This is a genomic window from Blastococcus sp. TML/M2B (genome assembly GCF_016612865.1).
Lineage (GTDB): Bacteria > Actinomycetota > Actinomycetes > Mycobacteriales > Geodermatophilaceae > Blastococcus.
Genome location: NZ_JAENZZ010000003.1, coordinates 83,245 through 100,020 on the forward strand (window position 1 = coordinate 83,245; position 16,776 = coordinate 100,020).

At 75.7% G+C, this 16,776-nt stretch carries 17 protein-coding genes and 2 pseudogenes; 6 read left to right on the forward strand and 13 right to left on the reverse strand.

The window, feature by feature from the left end; translation table 11 throughout:
- The first annotated feature begins 22 nt into the window (after positions 1-22).
- Positions 23-661, forward strand: a complete 639-nt coding sequence (locus tag JKP75_RS18890; RefSeq protein ID WP_200489754.1) for an MBL fold metallo-hydrolase — start codon at positions 23-25, stop codon at positions 659-661.
- Between the two features lie 26 nt (positions 662-687).
- On the opposite strand, the gene JKP75_RS18895 is transcribed toward JKP75_RS18890, so the two are convergent.
- The 3 genes from JKP75_RS18895 to JKP75_RS18905 all read right to left on the reverse strand — a co-directional run bounded on the left by JKP75_RS18895 (position 688) and on the right by JKP75_RS18905 (position 1,882).
- Positions 688-954, reverse strand: coding sequence for a GlsB/YeaQ/YmgE family stress response membrane protein (locus tag JKP75_RS18895; RefSeq protein WP_200489755.1), 267 nt, complete (start codon positions 952-954; stop codon positions 688-690).
- A 37-nt stretch (positions 955-991) separates the two neighbouring features.
- Positions 992-1,267 carry a GlsB/YeaQ/YmgE family stress response membrane protein gene (locus JKP75_RS18900; RefSeq protein WP_309230037.1) on the reverse strand — a complete coding sequence of 92 codons (276 nt, stop codon included), beginning with the start codon at positions 1,265-1,267 and terminating at the stop codon, positions 992-994.
- Between the two features lie 159 nt (positions 1,268-1,426).
- On the reverse strand, positions 1,427-1,882 hold the full coding sequence (locus JKP75_RS18905) for an SRPBCC domain-containing protein (RefSeq protein ID WP_200489756.1): 456 nt from the start codon (positions 1,880-1,882) through the stop codon (positions 1,427-1,429).
- 110 nt (positions 1,883-1,992) lie between these two features.
- On the opposite strand from JKP75_RS18905, the pseudogene JKP75_RS24805 reads away from it, so the two are divergent.
- Together JKP75_RS24805 and JKP75_RS18915 are read left to right on the forward strand one after the other, a co-directional pair.
- Positions 1,993-2,172, forward strand: a pseudogene (locus JKP75_RS24805) (TetR/AcrR family transcriptional regulator); the annotation flags it as partial.
- A gap of 101 nt (positions 2,173-2,273) precedes the next feature.
- Positions 2,274-2,555 (forward strand): hypothetical protein, encoded by a 282-nt coding sequence (locus tag JKP75_RS18915; protein ID WP_375539262.1) that lies wholly within the window; start codon positions 2,274-2,276, stop codon positions 2,553-2,555.
- A gap of 36 nt (positions 2,556-2,591) precedes the next feature.
- On the opposite strand, the gene JKP75_RS24195 is transcribed toward JKP75_RS18915, so the two are convergent.
- Positions 2,592-4,142 carry a CYTH and CHAD domain-containing protein gene (locus JKP75_RS24195; RefSeq protein WP_200489758.1) on the reverse strand — a complete coding sequence of 517 codons (1,551 nt, stop codon included), beginning with the start codon at positions 4,140-4,142 and terminating at the stop codon, positions 2,592-2,594.
- A 132-nt stretch (positions 4,143-4,274) separates the two neighbouring features.
- Here JKP75_RS24195 and JKP75_RS18925 point away from each other — a divergent pair, with 132 nt between their 5' ends.
- Positions 4,275-5,060 (forward strand): DUF2382 domain-containing protein, encoded by a 786-nt coding sequence (locus JKP75_RS18925; protein ID WP_200489759.1) that lies wholly within the window; start codon positions 4,275-4,277, stop codon positions 5,058-5,060.
- A gap of 2 nt (positions 5,061-5,062) precedes the next feature.
- Here JKP75_RS18925 and JKP75_RS24200 read toward each other — a convergent pair whose 3' ends face one another.
- From JKP75_RS24200 to JKP75_RS18965, 8 genes and pseudogenes are all read right to left on the reverse strand, one after another.
- Positions 5,063-7,246, reverse strand: coding sequence for a Na+/H+ antiporter NhaA (locus JKP75_RS24200; RefSeq protein WP_309230067.1), 2,184 nt, complete (start codon positions 7,244-7,246; stop codon positions 5,063-5,065).
- Positions 7,247-7,253: 7 nt separating this feature from the next.
- Positions 7,254-7,682: pseudogene (locus tag JKP75_RS24810) on the reverse strand (Na+/H+ antiporter NhaA); the annotation flags it as partial.
- Positions 7,679-8,458, reverse strand: coding sequence for a nitrilase-related carbon-nitrogen hydrolase (locus JKP75_RS18940; RefSeq protein ID WP_309230038.1), 780 nt, complete (start codon positions 8,456-8,458; stop codon positions 7,679-7,681). The pseudogene JKP75_RS24810 and the gene JKP75_RS18940, both read right to left, overlap by 4 nt.
- A gap of 55 nt (positions 8,459-8,513) precedes the next feature.
- Positions 8,514-9,710 (reverse strand): pyridoxal phosphate-dependent aminotransferase, encoded by a 1,197-nt coding sequence (locus JKP75_RS18945; protein WP_200489761.1) that lies wholly within the window; start codon positions 9,708-9,710, stop codon positions 8,514-8,516.
- A complete protein-coding gene (locus JKP75_RS18950) occupies positions 9,707-11,146 on the reverse strand; it encodes an RNB domain-containing ribonuclease (protein WP_200489762.1) in 1,440 nt (479 codons plus the stop codon). Before JKP75_RS18950 ends, JKP75_RS18945 begins: the two co-directional genes overlap by 4 nt.
- Positions 11,147-11,199: 53 nt before the next feature.
- On the reverse strand, positions 11,200-11,415 hold the full coding sequence (locus tag JKP75_RS18955; protein ID WP_200489763.1) for an RNA-binding S4 domain-containing protein: 216 nt from the start codon (positions 11,413-11,415) through the stop codon (positions 11,200-11,202).
- A 5-nt stretch (positions 11,416-11,420) separates the two neighbouring features.
- The gene (locus JKP75_RS18960) at positions 11,421-12,107 is read right to left on the reverse strand and encodes an MOSC domain-containing protein (RefSeq protein ID WP_207147560.1); all 687 of its coding nucleotides are present in this window, start codon (positions 12,105-12,107) and stop codon (positions 11,421-11,423) included.
- Entirely contained in the window at positions 12,008-13,066 is a 1,059-nt protein-coding gene (locus JKP75_RS18965) for an aldose epimerase (RefSeq protein WP_242473643.1), read from the reverse strand. The genes JKP75_RS18960 and JKP75_RS18965 overlap by 100 nt, the downstream gene beginning before the upstream one ends.
- A 163-nt stretch (positions 13,067-13,229) precedes the next feature.
- Between JKP75_RS18965 and JKP75_RS18970 the strand changes: the two genes are divergently transcribed.
- Both JKP75_RS18970 and JKP75_RS18975 read left to right on the forward strand, forming a co-directional pair.
- Positions 13,230-15,053 (forward strand): NAD(P)/FAD-dependent oxidoreductase, encoded by a 1,824-nt coding sequence (locus tag JKP75_RS18970; protein WP_200489766.1) that lies wholly within the window; start codon positions 13,230-13,232, stop codon positions 15,051-15,053.
- Positions 15,050-16,252 (forward strand): cytochrome P450, encoded by a 1,203-nt coding sequence (locus tag JKP75_RS18975; RefSeq protein ID WP_200489767.1) that lies wholly within the window; start codon positions 15,050-15,052, stop codon positions 16,250-16,252. Before JKP75_RS18970 ends, JKP75_RS18975 begins: the two co-directional genes overlap by 4 nt.
- A 65-nt stretch (positions 16,253-16,317) precedes the next feature.
- Here the strand turns inward: JKP75_RS18975 and JKP75_RS18980 are convergent, their stop codons facing one another.
- Positions 16,318-16,776 (reverse strand): GNAT family N-acetyltransferase, encoded by a 459-nt coding sequence (locus JKP75_RS18980; protein WP_200489768.1) that lies wholly within the window; start codon positions 16,774-16,776, stop codon positions 16,318-16,320.

The window sequence follows — 16,776 nt, forward strand, 5'->3', positions numbered from 1 at the left end:
CCGGCCGGGGCAGGATGCGGGCATGGAGCTGACCAAGCACGGCCACGCGTGCGTCGTCCTCGACGACGGCGAGCGTCGGCTGGTGATCGACCCGGGGGCCTTCACCGAGGACGCCGCGCTGGAGGGCGCCTCGGCCGTGCTCGTGACGCACGAGCACACCGACCACTTCGTCCCCGACCGGTTGCGGGCCGCGCTGGAGGCGGACCCCGCGCTGGAGATCTGGACCAACAAGTCGGTGGCCGCCCAGCTCGACGGGCCGGCCGGGCGGGTGCACGTCGTGGGCCACGGCGACGCCGTCACGGTGGCCGGCGTCGAGGTGCGGGTGCACGGGGAGCTGCACGCGGAGATCCACCCGGACATCCCGCGGATCGCCAACATCGGGTTCCTGGTCGGCGGGCTGGTCTTCCACCCCGGTGACGCGCTGACCGTCCCGGACGAGCCGGTGGCGACCCTCCTGCTGCCGATGCACGCTCCGTGGTCGCGCACGGCCGACCTCATCGACTACGTGCGGGCGGTGCACGCCGACCAGGCGTTCGCGGTGCACGACGGGCTGCTCAACGACACCGGCCTGGGTGTGGTGACCGGGTTGCTGGGAGAACGGGGGCCGGGGACGCCCACGCCGTTCAGCCGGCTGGCCCCGGGGGACACCGTCGAGCTCTGAGCCCGCCGGCGCCCCCCGGGTGCGCGTCAGCGGACGGCGCCGCGCTTCGAGCCGGCGGAGATGCGCTCAGCCACGCCGATGAGCAGCACGGCGGCGATGACCGCGAGCACGAAGCCCGTGACGTTGAGCTCCCAGATGTCGCCCTTGTTGAAGGCCTGGGCGATGAGGCCACCGATCAGCGAGCCGACCAGGCCCAGGGCGAGGGTCGCCAGGATCCCGAGGTGCTGCTTGCCCGGGACGATGAGGCGGGCCAGGGCGCCGATGATGAGCCCGGCGACGAGAAAGCCGATCATTCTTGTCTCCTCCAGATGCTGTCGGTTGGGCGCGGTGTCAGCGAACGGCGCGGTTCCTGTTCGACAGGGCCTCGGCCACACCCACTAGCAGGACCGCAGCAATGACGGCGATGATGAAGCCGACGACGTTGAGCTCGAAGATGCCGGTCTCGTCGTTGAAAAGACCGCCAATCGCTCCACCGATGAATGCGCCGACCACACCCAGCAGCAGAGTGGCGACGATGCTCATCCGCTGCTTGCCCGGCTTGATGAGGCGAGCGAGCGCTCCGATGACCAGGCCCACGACGAGCAAACCCAGAATGTCAACCAGCACGGCGATGTCTCCCTTGTTCGACCGTCCACGCGGTCCCGGCACGACGCCAGGTGCGGCTCCGGTGCACGGAGGAGCCGGTACCCCCGGAGTCGATCACTGATGCACCGTTCGCCCGATCGGGCGCCGATCGTGATCTGCCCGTGTCGCGGGCCGGGCCCGTCAGGAGCCGCGGGCGACCAGGGCCACGTGCGCCGGCACCTTGTCCAGCTCGGACTCCACCGTGCGGCGCACCATCGAGCGCGCCGCCCTGCCGAGCAGCCAGCGGGCCGGCCGGCTGCCCCGCCGGGGCCGGTGGGTGACGGTCATGGTCACCCGCGTGCCACCGGTCGCGGTGTCGGCCAGCTCGATCCGCGTCGTCCAGGTCTCGGGCGTCAGCTCCAGCTCGGTCCCGACCTGCCGGCCGGGCACCCACTCGACGATCCGGCCCCGGGGAGCCCCGGCGGGCGGCTCCCCCTCCAGCCGGCCGGCGACGGCGACGAACGTCGTCCGCCGGCCGCTGCCCTCGACCACGTAGGAGACGTCGCAGACCGGGCAGTAGGGCTGGAGGACCGCCAGCGCGCGCCAGACGTCGGCCCGCGGCTCGGGCACCTCGCGCGTACCGGTCGCCGTGCTCATGCGCCCGACCGTACCCGCCGGTAGCCCTGTGCCCCCTCGAGCACGGATCCGCAGGTCAGACGGCGGAGCGGCGGCTGGCAGATCCGTTCCCCAACCCGCACCATCGAACGATGACCGGGACAGAGGACTGGCGGGTACGCCGGTGGGCGGCCACCCACCGGCGCATCTTCACCGCTGCCCTCGCCCTGTTCGAGGACTTCGGCTTCGAGCAGGTCAGCGTCGGGCAGATCGCGACGGCGGCGTCGGTGTCCGTGCCGACGTTCTACGCGCACTACCCGAGCAAGGAGCACCTGATCATGGCGCTCCCCACCGCCGAGCAGGTGGAGGCGTTGCTCGCGAGCCAGCCGGGCGAGCTGTCGGTGGGGGCGAGAAGATCCGCCGGGCCGCGCCGCTGTGGTTCGCCTCGATGCCGCCGGACGAGTACGAGGAGACGCTGCTGCGGTGGCGGATCATCGCCGGCACCCCCTCGTTGCGACGCCGCGCCGCGGAGTTCGAGCGCGAGACGGCCGGCATGATCGTGGGCGCCCTGCCGACGTCGGGCACCGCGGAGGTCGTGCAGGCCGGCGCCTACCTGGCCGCCTTCACCACGGCCCTGCTGGCCTGGGCCGACAGCGGTGGCGAGCGGAAGCTGGACGAGGTCTTCGACGAGGCGTTCGGAGCGCTCGGCGGCTGACCCGGGCCCGATCGGGCGCGGGTCCGGCTGCCGGGGTCAGCCGCCCAGGCGTTCGGCGAGGGCCGGCCAGCGCTCGGCGAACACCCGCTCGGCGTCGCGGGCGCGCTCCTCCGCGCGGCCCAGCAGCAGGCCGTAGGTGAAACCGGGCTCACCGGCGGCGTGCGCGCTCACGGCCAGCTGCCGCGCGTGCGACGCGACGACGACGAGGTCCTGGAGGGCGCCGAGCAGCCGCTGGGTCCGCTTGGCCGTCCGCGCGACGTCGCGGGCCGGATCGCCGAGCACGGGCGCGAGGGCCTGCGCGGTGAACCGGGCCCGGCGGGCCCGGCGGCGGACGGCGTGCAGCTCCTCGGTGCGCTCCGCATCGGTCAGCGTCGTCGCGTGCGCCGCGGCCGAGCGCACCCGCCGGGTCTCCCGCCGCAGCACGGCGGGCAGCACCTCCACGGCGGGCCCCGAGGCCCGGGCCGTGAGCGGCGGCGCGGCGAGCAGGGCGTCCAGCGCGTCGAGCAGCTCGAGGTGCCGCCGCTCGGCCACGAGGTCCGCGGCCCGGGCGCGACCGCGCTCCGCGGCGGCGATCTCGCTCGCCTGCAGCCGGGCGGCCACCGGACCCAGCACCAGCTCCGGGGGCAGCTCCGCCACGGAAGCGCGCAGCCCGGCGAAGGCCACCTGCTCGTCCCGCGCCTCCGACAGCCGGGCGGCGAGCCAGCGGAGCTCCTCCCGCAGCGGGTCGGTGGCGGTGCGGTCGACCAGCGGGCGGAAGGCGGCGAGCAGCCCGCGCAGCCGGCGGCAGGCGATCCGCATGCGGCGCAGGCCGTCGTCGGCACCGGTGCGCAGCCCGACGTCCGCCAGCTGGAGCGCGCGCACCTCGTCGGCCAGCGCGGTCAGCGCCACCTCGCCGGCGGACGGTCCGGCGGGCCGGGCCGCCTTCCCCTTCTTCTTCCGCTTCGCCGGCCGCTCGTCCGCCGGCGGCTCGGGCTCGTCGTGCTGCCCGAGGGCCCGGGCCAGCTTGGAGGCCCGATCGGTGGTCGCGGCACCCGCGGCGACGAGGCGCTCCCCCACCCGCCCGAGCAGCGCGCGGTCCCCCTCGATCAGCTCGACCTCGACCTCCCGCCAGCTGCGCACCTCGGCCGTGCCGTCGGGGCCGCTGAGCCGGGTGGCGCTCACCGTGTCGTCGGCGACCTCGGCGAGGGGGCGGCCGTCGGCGTCCCGCAGCACGGTGACCACCCGGCGGGTGCGGAGCTGGGCCACCGGGCCCGGGACCGCCGAGCGGAGGACGCCGGCCAACGGCGCGGTCACCGCCTTGGGCGGGCGCCGGGTCGCCCGGCCGAGGGGCTGGTGCAGCTCCCTGCGGGCGCCCTCGGTCGCGGGCAGCTTCACGTGCCAGCCGGCGTCGGTCCCCCCGGTGCGCCGGCGCAGGGTGATCCGGGCCCGGGCCAGCCGCAGGTCGGCGGTGTCGAAGTACCGGGCCTCGAGCCGGTGCTCGACCGGCGCGTCCGCCGAGGCCACGCCCTCGACCCCGGCGAGCTCGGGGACGACGTAGGTCAGCGGGACGTCGAACTTCGTCTCGATCTCGAGCTGCTCGGCGGCCACCCGAGCACCGTACGGCGGGCGGGGAGGGCGCCGGAGACCGTCCTCCCCCGCATGTTCACCGGCCCGGTGCGCTGGGCACGCCTCCGGGACGCAGGCGCCCGCGAGGGGACGCCGCGCCCCGGGAGGTCGGCCATGGTCAGCGAACGAGACGTGTCGGCGGCGATCGGCAGCACCGCCTACGGCAGCGACGGCGAGCCGGTCGGCACCGTGGAGACCTTCTACGACGACGACCGCACCGGTGCGCCCAGCTGGGTGTCGATCGCCAGCGGACTGCTGGGCACCCGGCGGGCGCTGGCGCCGGCCGGGGACGCCACCTTCGCCGACGGTCGGCTGCAGCTGGGCGTGCCGGCGGACGCGGTGTCCCGCGCGCCGCGGCTGGGCGGCGAGCACCTCTCCCTCGAGGAGGAGGCCGAGCTGCGCGCCCACTACGCCCGGGCGCTCGCGGAGAGCACCGGCGCCGACGGGGCGGAGCCGGACGACGAGGCGCCCCGGCCGGACGAGGGCGGGATGGTGCGCGTCGAGGAGCAGCTCCGGGTGGGCACCGAGCGGACGGCGGCCCGCCGCGTGCGGGTCGTGAAGTACGTGATCACCGAGGAGGTGCAGGTGACCGTGCCGATCCGCCGCGAGGAGATCCGGATCGAGGAGCTGCCCCTGGACGCCGGCGGAGACGACGAGCTGGTGACCGAGGGCGAGTCCCTCGACGGCGGGGCCCCCGACGGGGGGCGCACGGCGCCGGCGGGCCTGCCCGACGAGCTGGTGCTGCACGCGGAGCGGCCCGTCGTCGGCGTCGAGGTGGTGCCGGTCGAGCGGGTGCGGCTGCGCACCGAGCTGGTCGAGGGGCAGGAGACGGTCTCCGGCACCGTCCAGCGCGAGCGCATCGCCGTCGACGAGGAGCGGACCCCGCGCGCCGGCCGCTGACCTCAGCCGGGGGGCCGGCCGCCCGCCACCCGCAGCAGCTCGTCGCCGCTCGGGTCGACGAGCACCCGGCCGTCGGGGGCGAGCACGACCGGGACGCCGTCCGGCGGCTCGAGCTCGTCGAGCATCGCCCGGGCCGCGGCGTCCTCCGCCGGGTCCAGCCAGGTGTGCCCGATGCCGTGGTCGGCCAGGACGTCGCGGAGCCGGTCGCTGGCCGGCCAGCGGCGGTCGCCGAGCACCCGCATGCCGGTAGCCCGGCCGATGAGCATGGCCCGCCGGATGAGCAGGGCGCGGGTGATCAGCTGGGAGAGCTCCCGGTCGCCGGCCATCGCGGCGCGCAGCCGGTCCACCGTCAGGGTCAGCACCTCACCGGGCGCCGCGCCGACGACCGAGCGGACGGCGGGCTGCCCGGCGAGCATGTTGAGCCCGCCGAGGAAGCGGTGCGGGCCGACGACCGAGACCACGCGCGGCCCCTCGTCGGCGCCGTCGGCGTCCTCGACGACGGCGACCGTCCCCGACAGGACGACGACGAAGTCCCACTCGGCGCTGCCGCCGCGCACCAGCACGTCCCCGGTCGCCGTGGGCCGGCGCCGCCCGTAGCGGCGCAGCACCGCCAGCTGCCGGTCGGTCAGCCGCGGCGAGGAGCCGTCGACGTCCGGGGTCTCCGCGGCACCGTCCAGCCGGGCCACCTCGGCGACGGCGTCCATCCGTACCGGCGGCGACCACGGCGGCGGGCCGGCCGGCGCCGGCGGGAGGGGCCGGCGCTCGGCCGGAGCGCCGCGCGGATCGGTCTCGAGCAGGGCGGCGGCCAGCGCGTCGGTGGTGGTCGGCCCGTCGTGCCGGACGCCGTTGACGAAGAACGTCGGGGTGCCGCGGACGCCGCTGGCCTCGGCGCTGGCGACGTCGTCGCGGATGCGCGCGGCGTGCGTCGCCTCGCCCAGCTCGCGGGTGAAGCGCTCCAGGTCCAGGCCGAGCGCGGCGGCGTGCTCGAGCAGGTCGGCCGCCTCCAGCCGGTCCTGGTGGGCGTACAGCCGGTCGTGCATCGCCCAGAACGCGCCCTGGGCGCCGGCGGCCTCGGCCGCCTCGGCGGCGAGCTCGGCGTGCGGGTGCACGTCGACCAGCGGGAGGTGGCGGAACACGTACTGCAGCTCGTCGGCGAAGCGCTGCCGCAGCTCGCCGACCACACCCGTGGCCCGGCCGCAGAACGGGCACTCCACGTCGCCGTACTCGACGAGGACGAGCGGCGCGTCGACCGGGCCGCGGACGTGGTCGACGGCGGGGTCGAGCAGCGTCGGCCGCGCCGGTCCGTCCGGGGAGGTCCGGCGGCCCAGCAGCCGGAAGACCAGAGCGCCCAGGAGGGTGGAGACCACCGCGGCGGCGAGGATGCCGATGGTCGCCTCCTCGCGCATCGCCTCGTCGTCGAAGGCCAGGTCGGTGACGAACAGCGAGACGGTGAACCCGAGGCCGGTGAGCGCGGCGCCGCCCCACACCGCGCCGAGGGTGACGCCGCGGGGCAGCGGGCCGAGCTTCAGCTTCACGGCCAGCGTGGCCGCCAGCCCCACACCCAGCAGCTTGCCGACGACGAGGCCGGTGAAGACGCCGAGCGTGACCGGCGAGGTCACCGCCCGCTCCAGCAGCTCGGCGTCCACCCGCACCCCGGCGTTGGCCAGCGCGAACACCGGGACGACGAGGTAGGTGGTCCACGGGACGAGGACCGCGCCGATCCGCTCGTTGGGCGAGACGGCGCGCTCGACCGACAGCTTCGCCTGCCGCGCGATGCCCGGGTCGGGCGACTGCCGGAAGGCGCGGGTGAGGACGCCGGCCTGCTCCACCTCGTCCCGACGCGGCGGGTAGGCGCTGACCAGCAGGCCGAGGACGACGCCGCCGATGGTCGCGTGCACGCCGGACTCGTGCATCGCCACCCACATGACGACGCCGACGGCGAAGTAGGCCGGCCCGCGCCAGACCTGCAGCTTGGACAGCCCGATGAACACCAGCACGCACAGCCCGGCCACGGCGAGGGCACCGAGGTCCAGGTCGTCGGTGTAGAAGACCGCGATCACCGACAGCGCGCCGATGTCGTCGACGACGGACAGCGAGAGCAGGAAGACACGCAATTGGATGGGGAAGTGCCGGCCGAAGACGGCCAGCGCGCCCAGCACGAACGCGGTGTCCGTCGCGATCGGGATGACCCCAGCCGTGCGCGCCCGGGCCCCCGGCGTTGAACGCGTAGAAGATCAGCGCCGGGACGGCGAGCCCGCCGACGGCGGCCAGCGCGGGCACGGTGAGCCGGCTGCGCTGGGCCAGCTCGCCCATCGACAGCTCGCGGCGGACCTCCATGCCGATGAGGAAGAAGAAGAACACCATCAGGCCGTCGTTCACCCAGTGCCGCAGGTCCTGGGTGATGCCGGCGTCCCCGAGCCGGACGGCGAACTCGGTGTCCCACAGCCGGTCGTAGGAGCCGCCCCACGGCGAGTTCGCCCAGAGCAGCGCGAGGACCGTGGCGAGGACGAGCAGGGCCGCGCCGGCCAGACCGGAGGAGATCAGCCGCCGCACGGAGCCGGACAGCTGGCCGCCGAGGTGGACGCTGCGGGACCGGCTGGCGCCGTCGGCGGGGGTGCTCACGACGCGGGCAGCGCGCCGGACCCGCCGTCCTGTTCCCGCCGGTCCGGCAGGAACCTGAACCGCTCGCGGGTGGCGGCGACCTCGGCGGCGTCGACGTCGGCGAGCACGAGGGTTTCGACGCCGGCCGCCGTCGCCAGCAGCTCACCGGTCGGTCCGATGATGCGGCTGTCGCCGGCATGCTCGGTGCCGTCCCCGGCAGTGCCGACCCGGTTGCAGCCGACGACGTAGGCCTGGTTCTCGATGGCGCGGGCCTGGAGCAGCGCCGTCCAGTGCAGCCGCCGGGCCGCCGGCCAGTTGGCGGTGACCAGGTAGACGTCGGTCTCCGGCGCCGCGCGCCAGAACACGTCGGCGAAGCGCAGGTCGTAGCAGACGAAGGGGGTGATGCGCAGGCCGCCGATGGTCACGGTCAGCGGGCCCTCGCCGGCGCGGAAGCGCTCGTGCTCGCCGCCGTGGGTGAACGGGTGCAGCTTGCGGTACCGGTGCACCGTGCCGTCCGGGCCGGCCAGCACGAAGGAGTTGTAGGGGAGCGGGTGGTCCTCGGCGATCTCCGGGCAGCTGCCGCCGACCCAGATGCCGTGGGCAGCCGCCTGCTCGGCCAGGAACGTGGCCGACGGGCCACCCTCGGGCTCACCGATGCCCGGGGTCATGGAGAAGCCGGTCGAGAAGGTCTCCGACAGCACCACCAGCTCGGCGCCGGCCGCCGCCGCGCGGGCGACCTGCGGCGTCAGCCGGGCGACGTTCGCCGCCCGGTCCTCCCAGACGATGTCGTGCTGCACCGCCGCGATCCTCACGCCCACCCTCCCCCGGGGCAGAAATGGCCATTTATGCCCCTCATGCCGGCCTCCCCATCGCGGCGAGCCGCTCGACCGCCTCGCCGAGCACGGCATCGGCCTTGCAGAACGCGAACCGGACCAGGTGCCGGCCCAGGTGCGCGTGCTCCGCGGTGTAGAACACCCCGGACGGCACGGCCACGACCCCGGCGCGGGCGGGCAGCGCCCGGCAGAACGCCAGGCCGTCGCCGTCGGGCTGCACGCCGCGGACGTCGACCGTCGCGAAGTAGGTCGCCTCCGGGCTGATCACCGGCAGGCCGGCCGCGCGCAGCCCGGCCACCAGCACGTCCCGGCGGTACTGCAGGTCGCGGGCCGCGCCCGCGAAGTACGCGTCGGGCAGCCGCAGCCCGGCCGCCACCGCCGGCTGGAACGGCCCGGCGTTGACGTAGGTGAGGAACTGCTTCGCGGTGCGGACGGCGGTGACCAGCGGCGCGGGCCCGCAGATCCAGCCCACCTTCCAGCCGGTCACGTTGAACGTCTTCCCCGCGCTGCTCACCACGAGCGTGCGCTCGCGCATGCCCGGCAGGGTGGCCGGCGAGATGTGCCGGGCACCGTCGAACACCAGGTGCTCGTAGACCTCGTCAGTGAGCACCAGCAGGTCGTGCTCGACCGCCAGTTCGGCGAGGAACGCCGACTCCTCGCCGGTCAGCACCGTGCCGGTGGGGTTGTGCGGGGTGTTGAGCAGCAGCAGGCGGGTGCGCGGGGTGATCGCCGCCCGCACGTCGGCGGGGTCGAACGCCCAGTGCCCGCCACCGGCGGCGGGCGCGGTGAGCGGCACCGGGCGCAGCACGCCGCCGGCCATCGCGATCGACGCCGAGTAGCTGTCGTAGACCGGCTCCAGCAGCACCACCTCGTCGCCGGGCTCGACCAGCGCCAGCATGGCCGCGGCCAGCGCCTCGGTGGCGCCCACGGTGACCAGCACCTCGGTGTCCGGGTCGTAGGCCGTGCCGGTGAACCGCTGCCGGTGCTCGCTGATCGCCGTCCGCAGCTCCGGGGTGCCGGGGCCCGGCGGGTACTGGTCGGCGGCGGTGCCGATGGCGGCCCGGGCGACCTCGAGCACCTCCGGCGGGCCGGGGTAGTCGGGGAAGCCCTGGCCCAGGTTGATCGAGCCGGTGGCCACGGCGAGCGCGCTCATCTCGGCGAAGACCGTCGTCCCGAAGCCCTGGAGGCGGTCGGCGAGGTACGGGGTGCGGGTCACGGCGCGCCCACCGCGGTGAACCGGACGGTGCGCCCGGTGACGTCGGCCTGCTCCAGCCGGACGCGGATCCGAGTGCCGGGCCGCAGGCCCTCCCCGGTGCAGCGGCCGCGGATCGCCAGGTCGTCGAGGACCACCGTGCCCCGGCCGTCCTCGGCGTCGACGACGACGGCGGTGAAGGTCGCGCCCTCCCGGCCGCGCAGCAGCCACGCCTCGGTGGCGTCGATGACCGCGCGCTCGACGTCGCGGGTCCGCCGGTCCGAGGCAGCCATGAGCGCGGGGAGCTCGGGCAGCGCCGCGCGCAGCTCGTCCGACGGCGGGAGCCCGGCCGCCAGCGCGAGGCAGACCTCCGTGCCGAACCGGTCGACCAGCCGGCGCAGCGGTGCGGTGACGTGCGCGTAGGGGGCGCCGACACCGCCGTGGCCGGGCTGATCGGGCGCTGCGCCGCCGTCGAACGCCGTGTAGGCCGCGCCCCGCAGCAGGGTGACCGCCTCCTCCAGGAACGCCGCGTGCCCGGGGCGCGCGGCGTCCAGGCCGCCGATGACCTCCCCGGGCAGCGCACCCGCCGGCCAGTCGACGCCGAGCGCCGGCGCGAGCCGCCGGAGCCGCTCGACGTCCGCCGGCTGCGCCGGTGGGAGGGTCCGCAGCAGCCCGACGCCGCCCTCGAGCATTAGCGTCGCGGCGCAGCGGCCGGTGAGCAGCGAGATCTCGGCGTTCCAGCCCTCGACCGGCAGCTCGCCGCGCAGCGCCAGCGTCCAGCCGCCGCCCGCCGCCGCCTCGACCTCCTGGTCGGGGGTGCCGAGCTCGATCGCGCCGCGCTCGACGGCCCGCCGCTGCAGCAGCGCGCCGACGGCCGGCAGCAGGGCCAGCGGCTCGGGCAGGGTGCCGGCGTCGGCCTGCGCCTGCACGGCCGGGTAGTCCAGCTGCGCCCGGCTGCGGACGCGGGCGCGGCGCAGGTCCACCCGCACCGGCTCGCCGTCGGCGTCCAGGTCCATCGTCCACAGCGCGGCCGCGCGGAGCTCACCGGGCAGCAGGCTGGCCGCGCCCTCGCTCAGCACCGGCGGGTGCAGCGGCGTCCGGCGGTCGGGGCTGTACAGCGTCTGGCCGCGGCGGCGGGCCTCGCCGTCCAGGGCGCCACCGAGGTCGACCACCGCGCCGACGTCGGCGATCGCGTAGCTGACCCGGTAGCCGTCGCCGCGCGCCGCCAGGTGGACGGCCTGGTCGAGGTCGCGGCTGCCGACCGGGTCGAGGGTGACCAGCGGGACGTCGGTCGCGTCCAGCTCGGGCAGCCGGGGCTGTGCCGCCCGCCGCCCGGCCTCGGCCAGGACCGCCGCGGGGAACTCCTCGGGCACCTCGAACTCGGCCCGGATCGCCGCGAAGTCCGGGCACTCCGGTGCCGCGGCCGGCCAGCGGGGGACGCGGAGCGGGGCGCGGACCATGCGCTCAGCCTGGCAGAGCGGCCGCGACCGCGGGAGGTTCCACGTGGAACCGGTCAGCGGACGCGGACGTCCCCGAAGCCCTCGATGGAGACGACGTCGCCCGCGCGCAGCTGCCGGCCGCGCCGGTCCTCGGCCTCGCCGTTGACCCGGATGTCGGTCGTGGCGAGCACGTCCTTGACCTGCGCGCCGGTCGGGACGGCGTCGACGAGCTTGAGCAGCTGCCCGAGCCGGATGGTGTCCTCACCGGGTCGCAGGTCGACGGTCCGCATGCCGGTCAGTCTGCCGCCGGCCCCAGGACGTCGCCGACCCGGACCCGGCCCGGCTGCGTGATCGCCGCGCGGACGGCCAGCATCCCGTCCCGCTCGCGGTGGATCGTCTTGAGCACCGAGGTGTCCCGCTCCAGCCCGCCGGGCTGCGGGCGGGTGGTCATCACGCAGCGGGCGATGGGGGCGCCGATGCGCAGGCCCAGCTCGCCGAGGGAGAGCTCCTCCCCGCGCAGGTCGTCCTCCCCCGCGCCGTCGAGCAGCACGTTGGCCCGGAACCGCCGCCGGTCCCAGCCGCCCAGGGTGCCGGTCGAGACCAGGGAGAGGCGGATCCGCGGGCTGTCGTGGAACGGGCCGGTGGCGCCCTGCCACTGCGCCCACTCGACCGGGCCGTCCGGGGTCTCGTCGCCCGGGTCCTCGTAGGTGGGCGCGGCGCCGTCGTTCTCGGTCGCCGCGCGCAGCTCGACCCTTCGGCCCAGCCAGTCCGACAGCACCCGCTCGTCGGCGGTGACCGTGCCGTCGGGCAGCACGACCTCCACCCCGCCGTCAGCGGTGACGCGGGCCGCGCCGAACAGCAGCTCGGGCACCCGGCGCGCGGTCAGCCCGAGGCCGGTGTCGCGGTCGAACAGCGCCCAGCCGCGGTCCCGCGGGATGCCCAGCGGGCCCACGTGCGTCTCGCCGAGCAGCTCGCCCTGCAGCGACTTGACCGGGTAGCGCCAGAGCTCGAGGACGCGCACCTCAGCCCGCCGGGGTCCAGGCCACCGTCCACGTGCCGGCCCAGGTCTCCCCCGGCTCGAGGACGACGACGTCCACGCCGTCGGCCAGCGCGTTCGCCGGGCGAGCTCATCGGCTCCAGCGCCAGGCTGCGCCGCCGCTGACCGTCCGGCAGCGTGTCGCCGCTGTAGACCAGCAGCCACGGCCACGCCTCGTCGACGGCGAGCTCCAGCTCCCCCTCGGCGCCGCGCAGGCGGGTGCGCGCCCAGCCGTCGGCGTCCCGGTCCAGGTCGGTGAGCGGGGTGTCGAACGCGCGCTCGCCGATCCGGCCGACCGCGCCGTCGAACGCGCGGCGCTCCCCCGTCGGCAGGCCGCCGTCGACGACCAGCTCGGTGCGGCCCGGCAGCTCGACCTCGGCGTCGGCGATGCCGCCGTCCTCGGTGGCGCCCACGGAGAAGTAGGGGTGGAAGCCGGCGCCGAAGGGGGCGCGGCGGTCGCCGTCGTTGCGCACCCGCAGGGTCACCGCGAGCCGGTCCGCGGTCAGCGCGACGTCCACCGCGGCGGCCAGCCGGAACGGGTAGCCGGGGCGCGGCAGCACCGTCGTCCCGACCGTGGCGGTGTCCGCCGTGCTCGCCAGCACGTCCCACGGCTGCCAGGTGACCAGGCCGTGCTGGGCGTTCGGCGTCTCCGGCGAGGCGACCTCGAGCTGCAGCTCCTCACCCTCCCACGTCCAGCGACCGTCGCGGATCCGGTTCGGCCACGGCAGCAGGACCCCGCCGCGGCGGCCCGGGAGCGTGCCGCCGGCCGGATAGCCGTCGAACACCTCCCAGCCGCCCACGGCCAGCCGGCGCAGCGTGCCGCCCCGGAGATCGATCGCGAGGGTGGCGTCCCCCGCCGTCAGCTCCACCTCGCGCGGCTCGGACGCGGGCCAGATGTCGGGCATGCGGTCACCTCACCACAGAACCGGTGCCGAGAGGGCGTCGGTCGTGGTGGTTGGTGACGGCAACTCCGCGCCGTGAGAGTGTTCGGGCGAGTGTGGTGCGGCGCACAGCAGGGCCGCGCCGGTCGCCCGGGCCGCGGGGCCCGTTCGCGGAGGGAACGCCTGGATGACGACGTCGACCCGAGGGCCGGTGCGCCCGGACGGAACGCCGATCGACAAGGAGGCGGTCCGCCGCAAGTACCTCGAGGAGCGCGACAAGCGGCTGCGGGCCGACGGCAACGACCAGTACCTGCGGCTCACCGGCGAGCTCGCCGGGTACCTCACCGACCCGTACACCCCGCGGACGGAGCGCGCGCCGAAGACCGACCACGTGACCGTCGCCTTCATCGGCGGCGGCTTCGCCGGGCTGGTCACCGGCGCGCGGCTGGCCGAGGCCGGCGTCCCGGTGCGGATCGTCGAGAAGGGCGGGGACTTCGGCGGCACCTGGTACTGGAACCGCTACCCCGGCGCCCAGTGCGACACCGCGTCGCTGATCTACATGCCGCTGCTCGAGGAGACCGGCCACGTGCCGACCGAGAAGTACGCGCACGCGCCGGAGATCCTCGAGCACTGCCAGCGCATCGGGAAGCACTACGGCCTGTACGACGACGCGCTGTTCCACACCGAGGTCACCGACCTCGAGTGGGACGCCGCGGCCGCCCGCTGGATCGTGCGCACCGACCGCGGTGACGCCTTCACCGCGCAGTTCCTCGCCATGGGCACCGGCCCGCTGCACGTGCCGAAGCTCCCCGGCATCCCGGGCATCACCACGTTCGGTGGCCACAGCTTCCACACCAGCCGGTGGGACTACGCCTACACCGGCGGCGACGCCTCCGGTGCGCCGCTGGACCGCCTGGCCGACAAGCGGGTCGCGCTCATCGGCACCGGCGCGACCGCCGTGCAGGCGGTGCCGCACCTGGCCGGCGCCTGCGCCGAGCTCTACGTCTTCCAGCGCACGCCGTCGTCGGTCGACGTGCGCGGCAACGGGCCGATCGACCCCGAGTGGTTCGCCTCCATCGCCACACCGGGCTGGCAGCGGCGCTGGCTGGAGAACTTCACCGCCACCCAGACCGGCGCCGGCGACGGCGAGGACCTGGTGATGGACGGCTGGACCGACCTGGCCCGGCGCATGCGCGAGCGCGTGCTCTCGCTGCCGCCCGAGGAGCAGACCCTGGCCGGCATGCAGGCGGCCATGGAGGACGCGGACGTCGAGAAGATGGAGGAGATCCGCGCCCGCGTCGACGCCGTCGTCGCCGATCCGGAGACCGCCGAGGGGCTCAAGGCCTGGTACCGGCAGCTGTGCAAGCGGCCCTGCTTCCACGACGAGTACCTCGACGCCTACAACCGCCCGGGCACCCACCTCGTGCACACCGACGGCAAGGGCGTCGAGCGGATCACCGAGGACGGCGTGGTCGCGAACGGCCGCGAGTACGAGGTCGACTGCATCATCTACGCCTCGGGCTTCGAGGTGGGCACCGACTACACGCAGCGGGCGGGTTACGACGTCACCGGGCGGGACGGCGCCCGGCTGTCCGAGCGCTGGGCCGACGGCATGCGCACGCTGCACGGCACCCACGTGCACGGGTTCCCGAACCTGTTCGTCGTCCAGCCCACCCAGGGCGCCAACCTGATCAGCAACGTCCCGCACAACCTGACCGAGTCCGGGCGCACCATCGCGGCGATCGTGCGGCACGCCCTGGACACCGGCGCGCGCGAGGTCGAGGTGACCGCCGAGGCCGAGCAGGCGTGGGTCGAGCTGCTGCTCACGCACCCCGGGCGGGGCGTGATCGGCTCGCCCGACTGCACGCCGGGCTACTACAACAACGAGGGCCGGGACGCCGGCCTGCGCGCCAAGCTCAACGTCGGCTACCCCGCCGGGGCGGCCGCCTACTTCACCTACCTGGAGGGCTGGCGCTCCTCCGGCGACTTCGAGGGGCTGATGTTCCGGTGACGGATCTGGAGAACCTGGTCCGCGGCATCGACGTCGCGGACCCGTACCCGCTCTGGCAGCAGCTGCTCGACGGCGGCCCGCTGGTGGCTCCCGACGGCTCCATGGCGCTGCTCACCCAGCACGCCCACTGCGACGCCGTCCTGCGCTCGCCCGTGGTCAGCGTCGACCGGAAGAACAGCCGCCAGTGGCAGGAGGTCGCCGCCACCCTGCCGCCCGAGGAGCTCGCCCGCCTGGACCGGCAGCGCAGCTTCCTCTTCCTCGACCCGCCGGACCACACCCGGCTGCGGCGGCTGGTCAGCAAGGCGTTCACCCCGCGGACCGTCGCCGAGCTGACCCCGATGGTCGAGAAGCTCGCCGAGGACCTGCTCGACGCCGCGGTCGCGGACGACCGGTTCGAGGTCGTCGGGGCGATCGCCTACCCGCTGCCGGTCACCGTGATCAGCCGGATGCTCGGCGTCCCCGAGGCCGACCACGTGCGGTTCGCCGGCTGGTCGGACGTGCTGGCCAAGAGCCTGGACGACGGGCCGATGACCGAGCACCCCGACGACGCCCGGGAGCGGCGGCACGCCGGGGACGAGTTCCGCGCGTACTTCACCGCCCTGTGCGCCGAGCGGCGGGCCGATCCGCGGGACGACCTGCTCAGCGCGCTGGTGCAGATCGAGCACGAGGGCGACCGGCTGACCACCGACGAGCTGCTCAACACCGCCCAGCTGCTGCTGGTCGCCGGGCACGAGACGACCGTCAACCTGATCGCCAACGGCACCCTCGCGCTGCTCCGGGACGACGAGCTGCGCGCGCAGGTGGCCGCCGACGAGAAGACCGCCGCGGGCTTCGTCGAGGAGGTGCTGCGGCTGGACCCGCCGGTGCAGATGACCGGCCGCACCGTGCTCGAGGACCTCGAGGTGCCCGGAGGCGTGGTCCGCGCCGGCGGCCGGGTGGTGCTGCTCATCGCCGCCGCGGGCCGGGACCCGCGTCAGCACCCCGACCCGCTGCGCATGGACCCGACCCGCACCAGCCCGCACCTGGCGTTCAGCATCGGCGCCCACTACTGCCTGGGCGCGCCGCTGGCCCGGCTGGAGGGCCGGGTCGCGCTGCAGGCGCTGGCCCGCCGGATGGACGGCGCCCGCCTGGGCGAGCTCACCTACAAGCCGAACCGCATCCTGCGCGGCCCGGCCACGGTCGAGGTCCTCCTCCCCTGACCTCCGCGAGATCTGCACACTCGGGGCTTTCGGGCGCCTGAATGCCCCGAGTGCGCAGGGCTCGGTCAGGGCAGGGTGCGCTCGAAGAACAGCGAGTGCTCGGCGTCCGGGTCGTCGACGTACACCCCGAACGCCCCGATCGGCCGGTAGCCGGCGCCGCTGTAGAGCGCGACCGCCTCGGGCTGCCGCGGGCCGGTCTCCAGCCGCAGCGTCGCCCAGCCGTGCGCCCGGGCGGCGTCCTCGAGCCCGGTCAGCACCGCCCGGCCCACGCCACGGCCGCGCGCCGTCGGCACCACGTACATCCGCTTGACCTCGGCCGCGCCGTCGCCGAGCGGGCGCAGCGCGCCGCAGCCCACCGGCGTCCCGTCGTCGTCGGAGGCCAGCAGGACGACGGCGACGTCGGCCGACGACGGCGGTGACCCCGGCTCGAGCTTGCCGCCGTAGCGGGCCCGGATCTCGGTCTGCTGGTCACCGGCCAGCCGCTGCACCACGGCGTCGTCCCAGGGCCGCTCCTCGATGCGCAC

What these genes read in the sequence shown, in the direction of transcription:
- JKP75_RS18925 (WP_200489759.1), top strand. Translation starts at nt 4,275, where the DNA reads ATGGTCAGCGAACGAGACGTGTCGGCGGCGATCGGCAGCACCGCCTAC.
- JKP75_RS18895 (WP_200489755.1), bottom strand. Translation starts at nt 954, where the DNA reads ATGATCGGCTTTCTCGTCGCCGGGCTCATCATCGGCGCCCTGGCCCGC.
- JKP75_RS18965 (WP_242473643.1), bottom strand. Translation starts at nt 13,066, where the DNA reads ATGCCCGACATCTGGCCCGCGTCCGAGCCGCGCGAGGTGGAGCTGACG.
- JKP75_RS18890 (WP_200489754.1), top strand. Translation starts at nt 23, where the DNA reads ATGGAGCTGACCAAGCACGGCCACGCGTGCGTCGTCCTCGACGACGGC.
- JKP75_RS18950 (WP_200489762.1), bottom strand. Translation starts at nt 11,146, where the DNA reads ATGGTCCGCGCCCCGCTCCGCGTCCCCCGCTGGCCGGCCGCGGCACCG.
- JKP75_RS18955 (WP_200489763.1), bottom strand. Translation starts at nt 11,415, where the DNA reads ATGCGGACCGTCGACCTGCGACCCGGTGAGGACACCATCCGGCTCGGG.
- JKP75_RS18905 (WP_200489756.1), bottom strand. Translation starts at nt 1,882, where the DNA reads ATGAGCACGGCGACCGGTACGCGCGAGGTGCCCGAGCCGCGGGCCGAC.
- JKP75_RS18970 (WP_200489766.1), top strand. Translation starts at nt 13,230, where the DNA reads ATGACGACGTCGACCCGAGGGCCGGTGCGCCCGGACGGAACGCCGATC.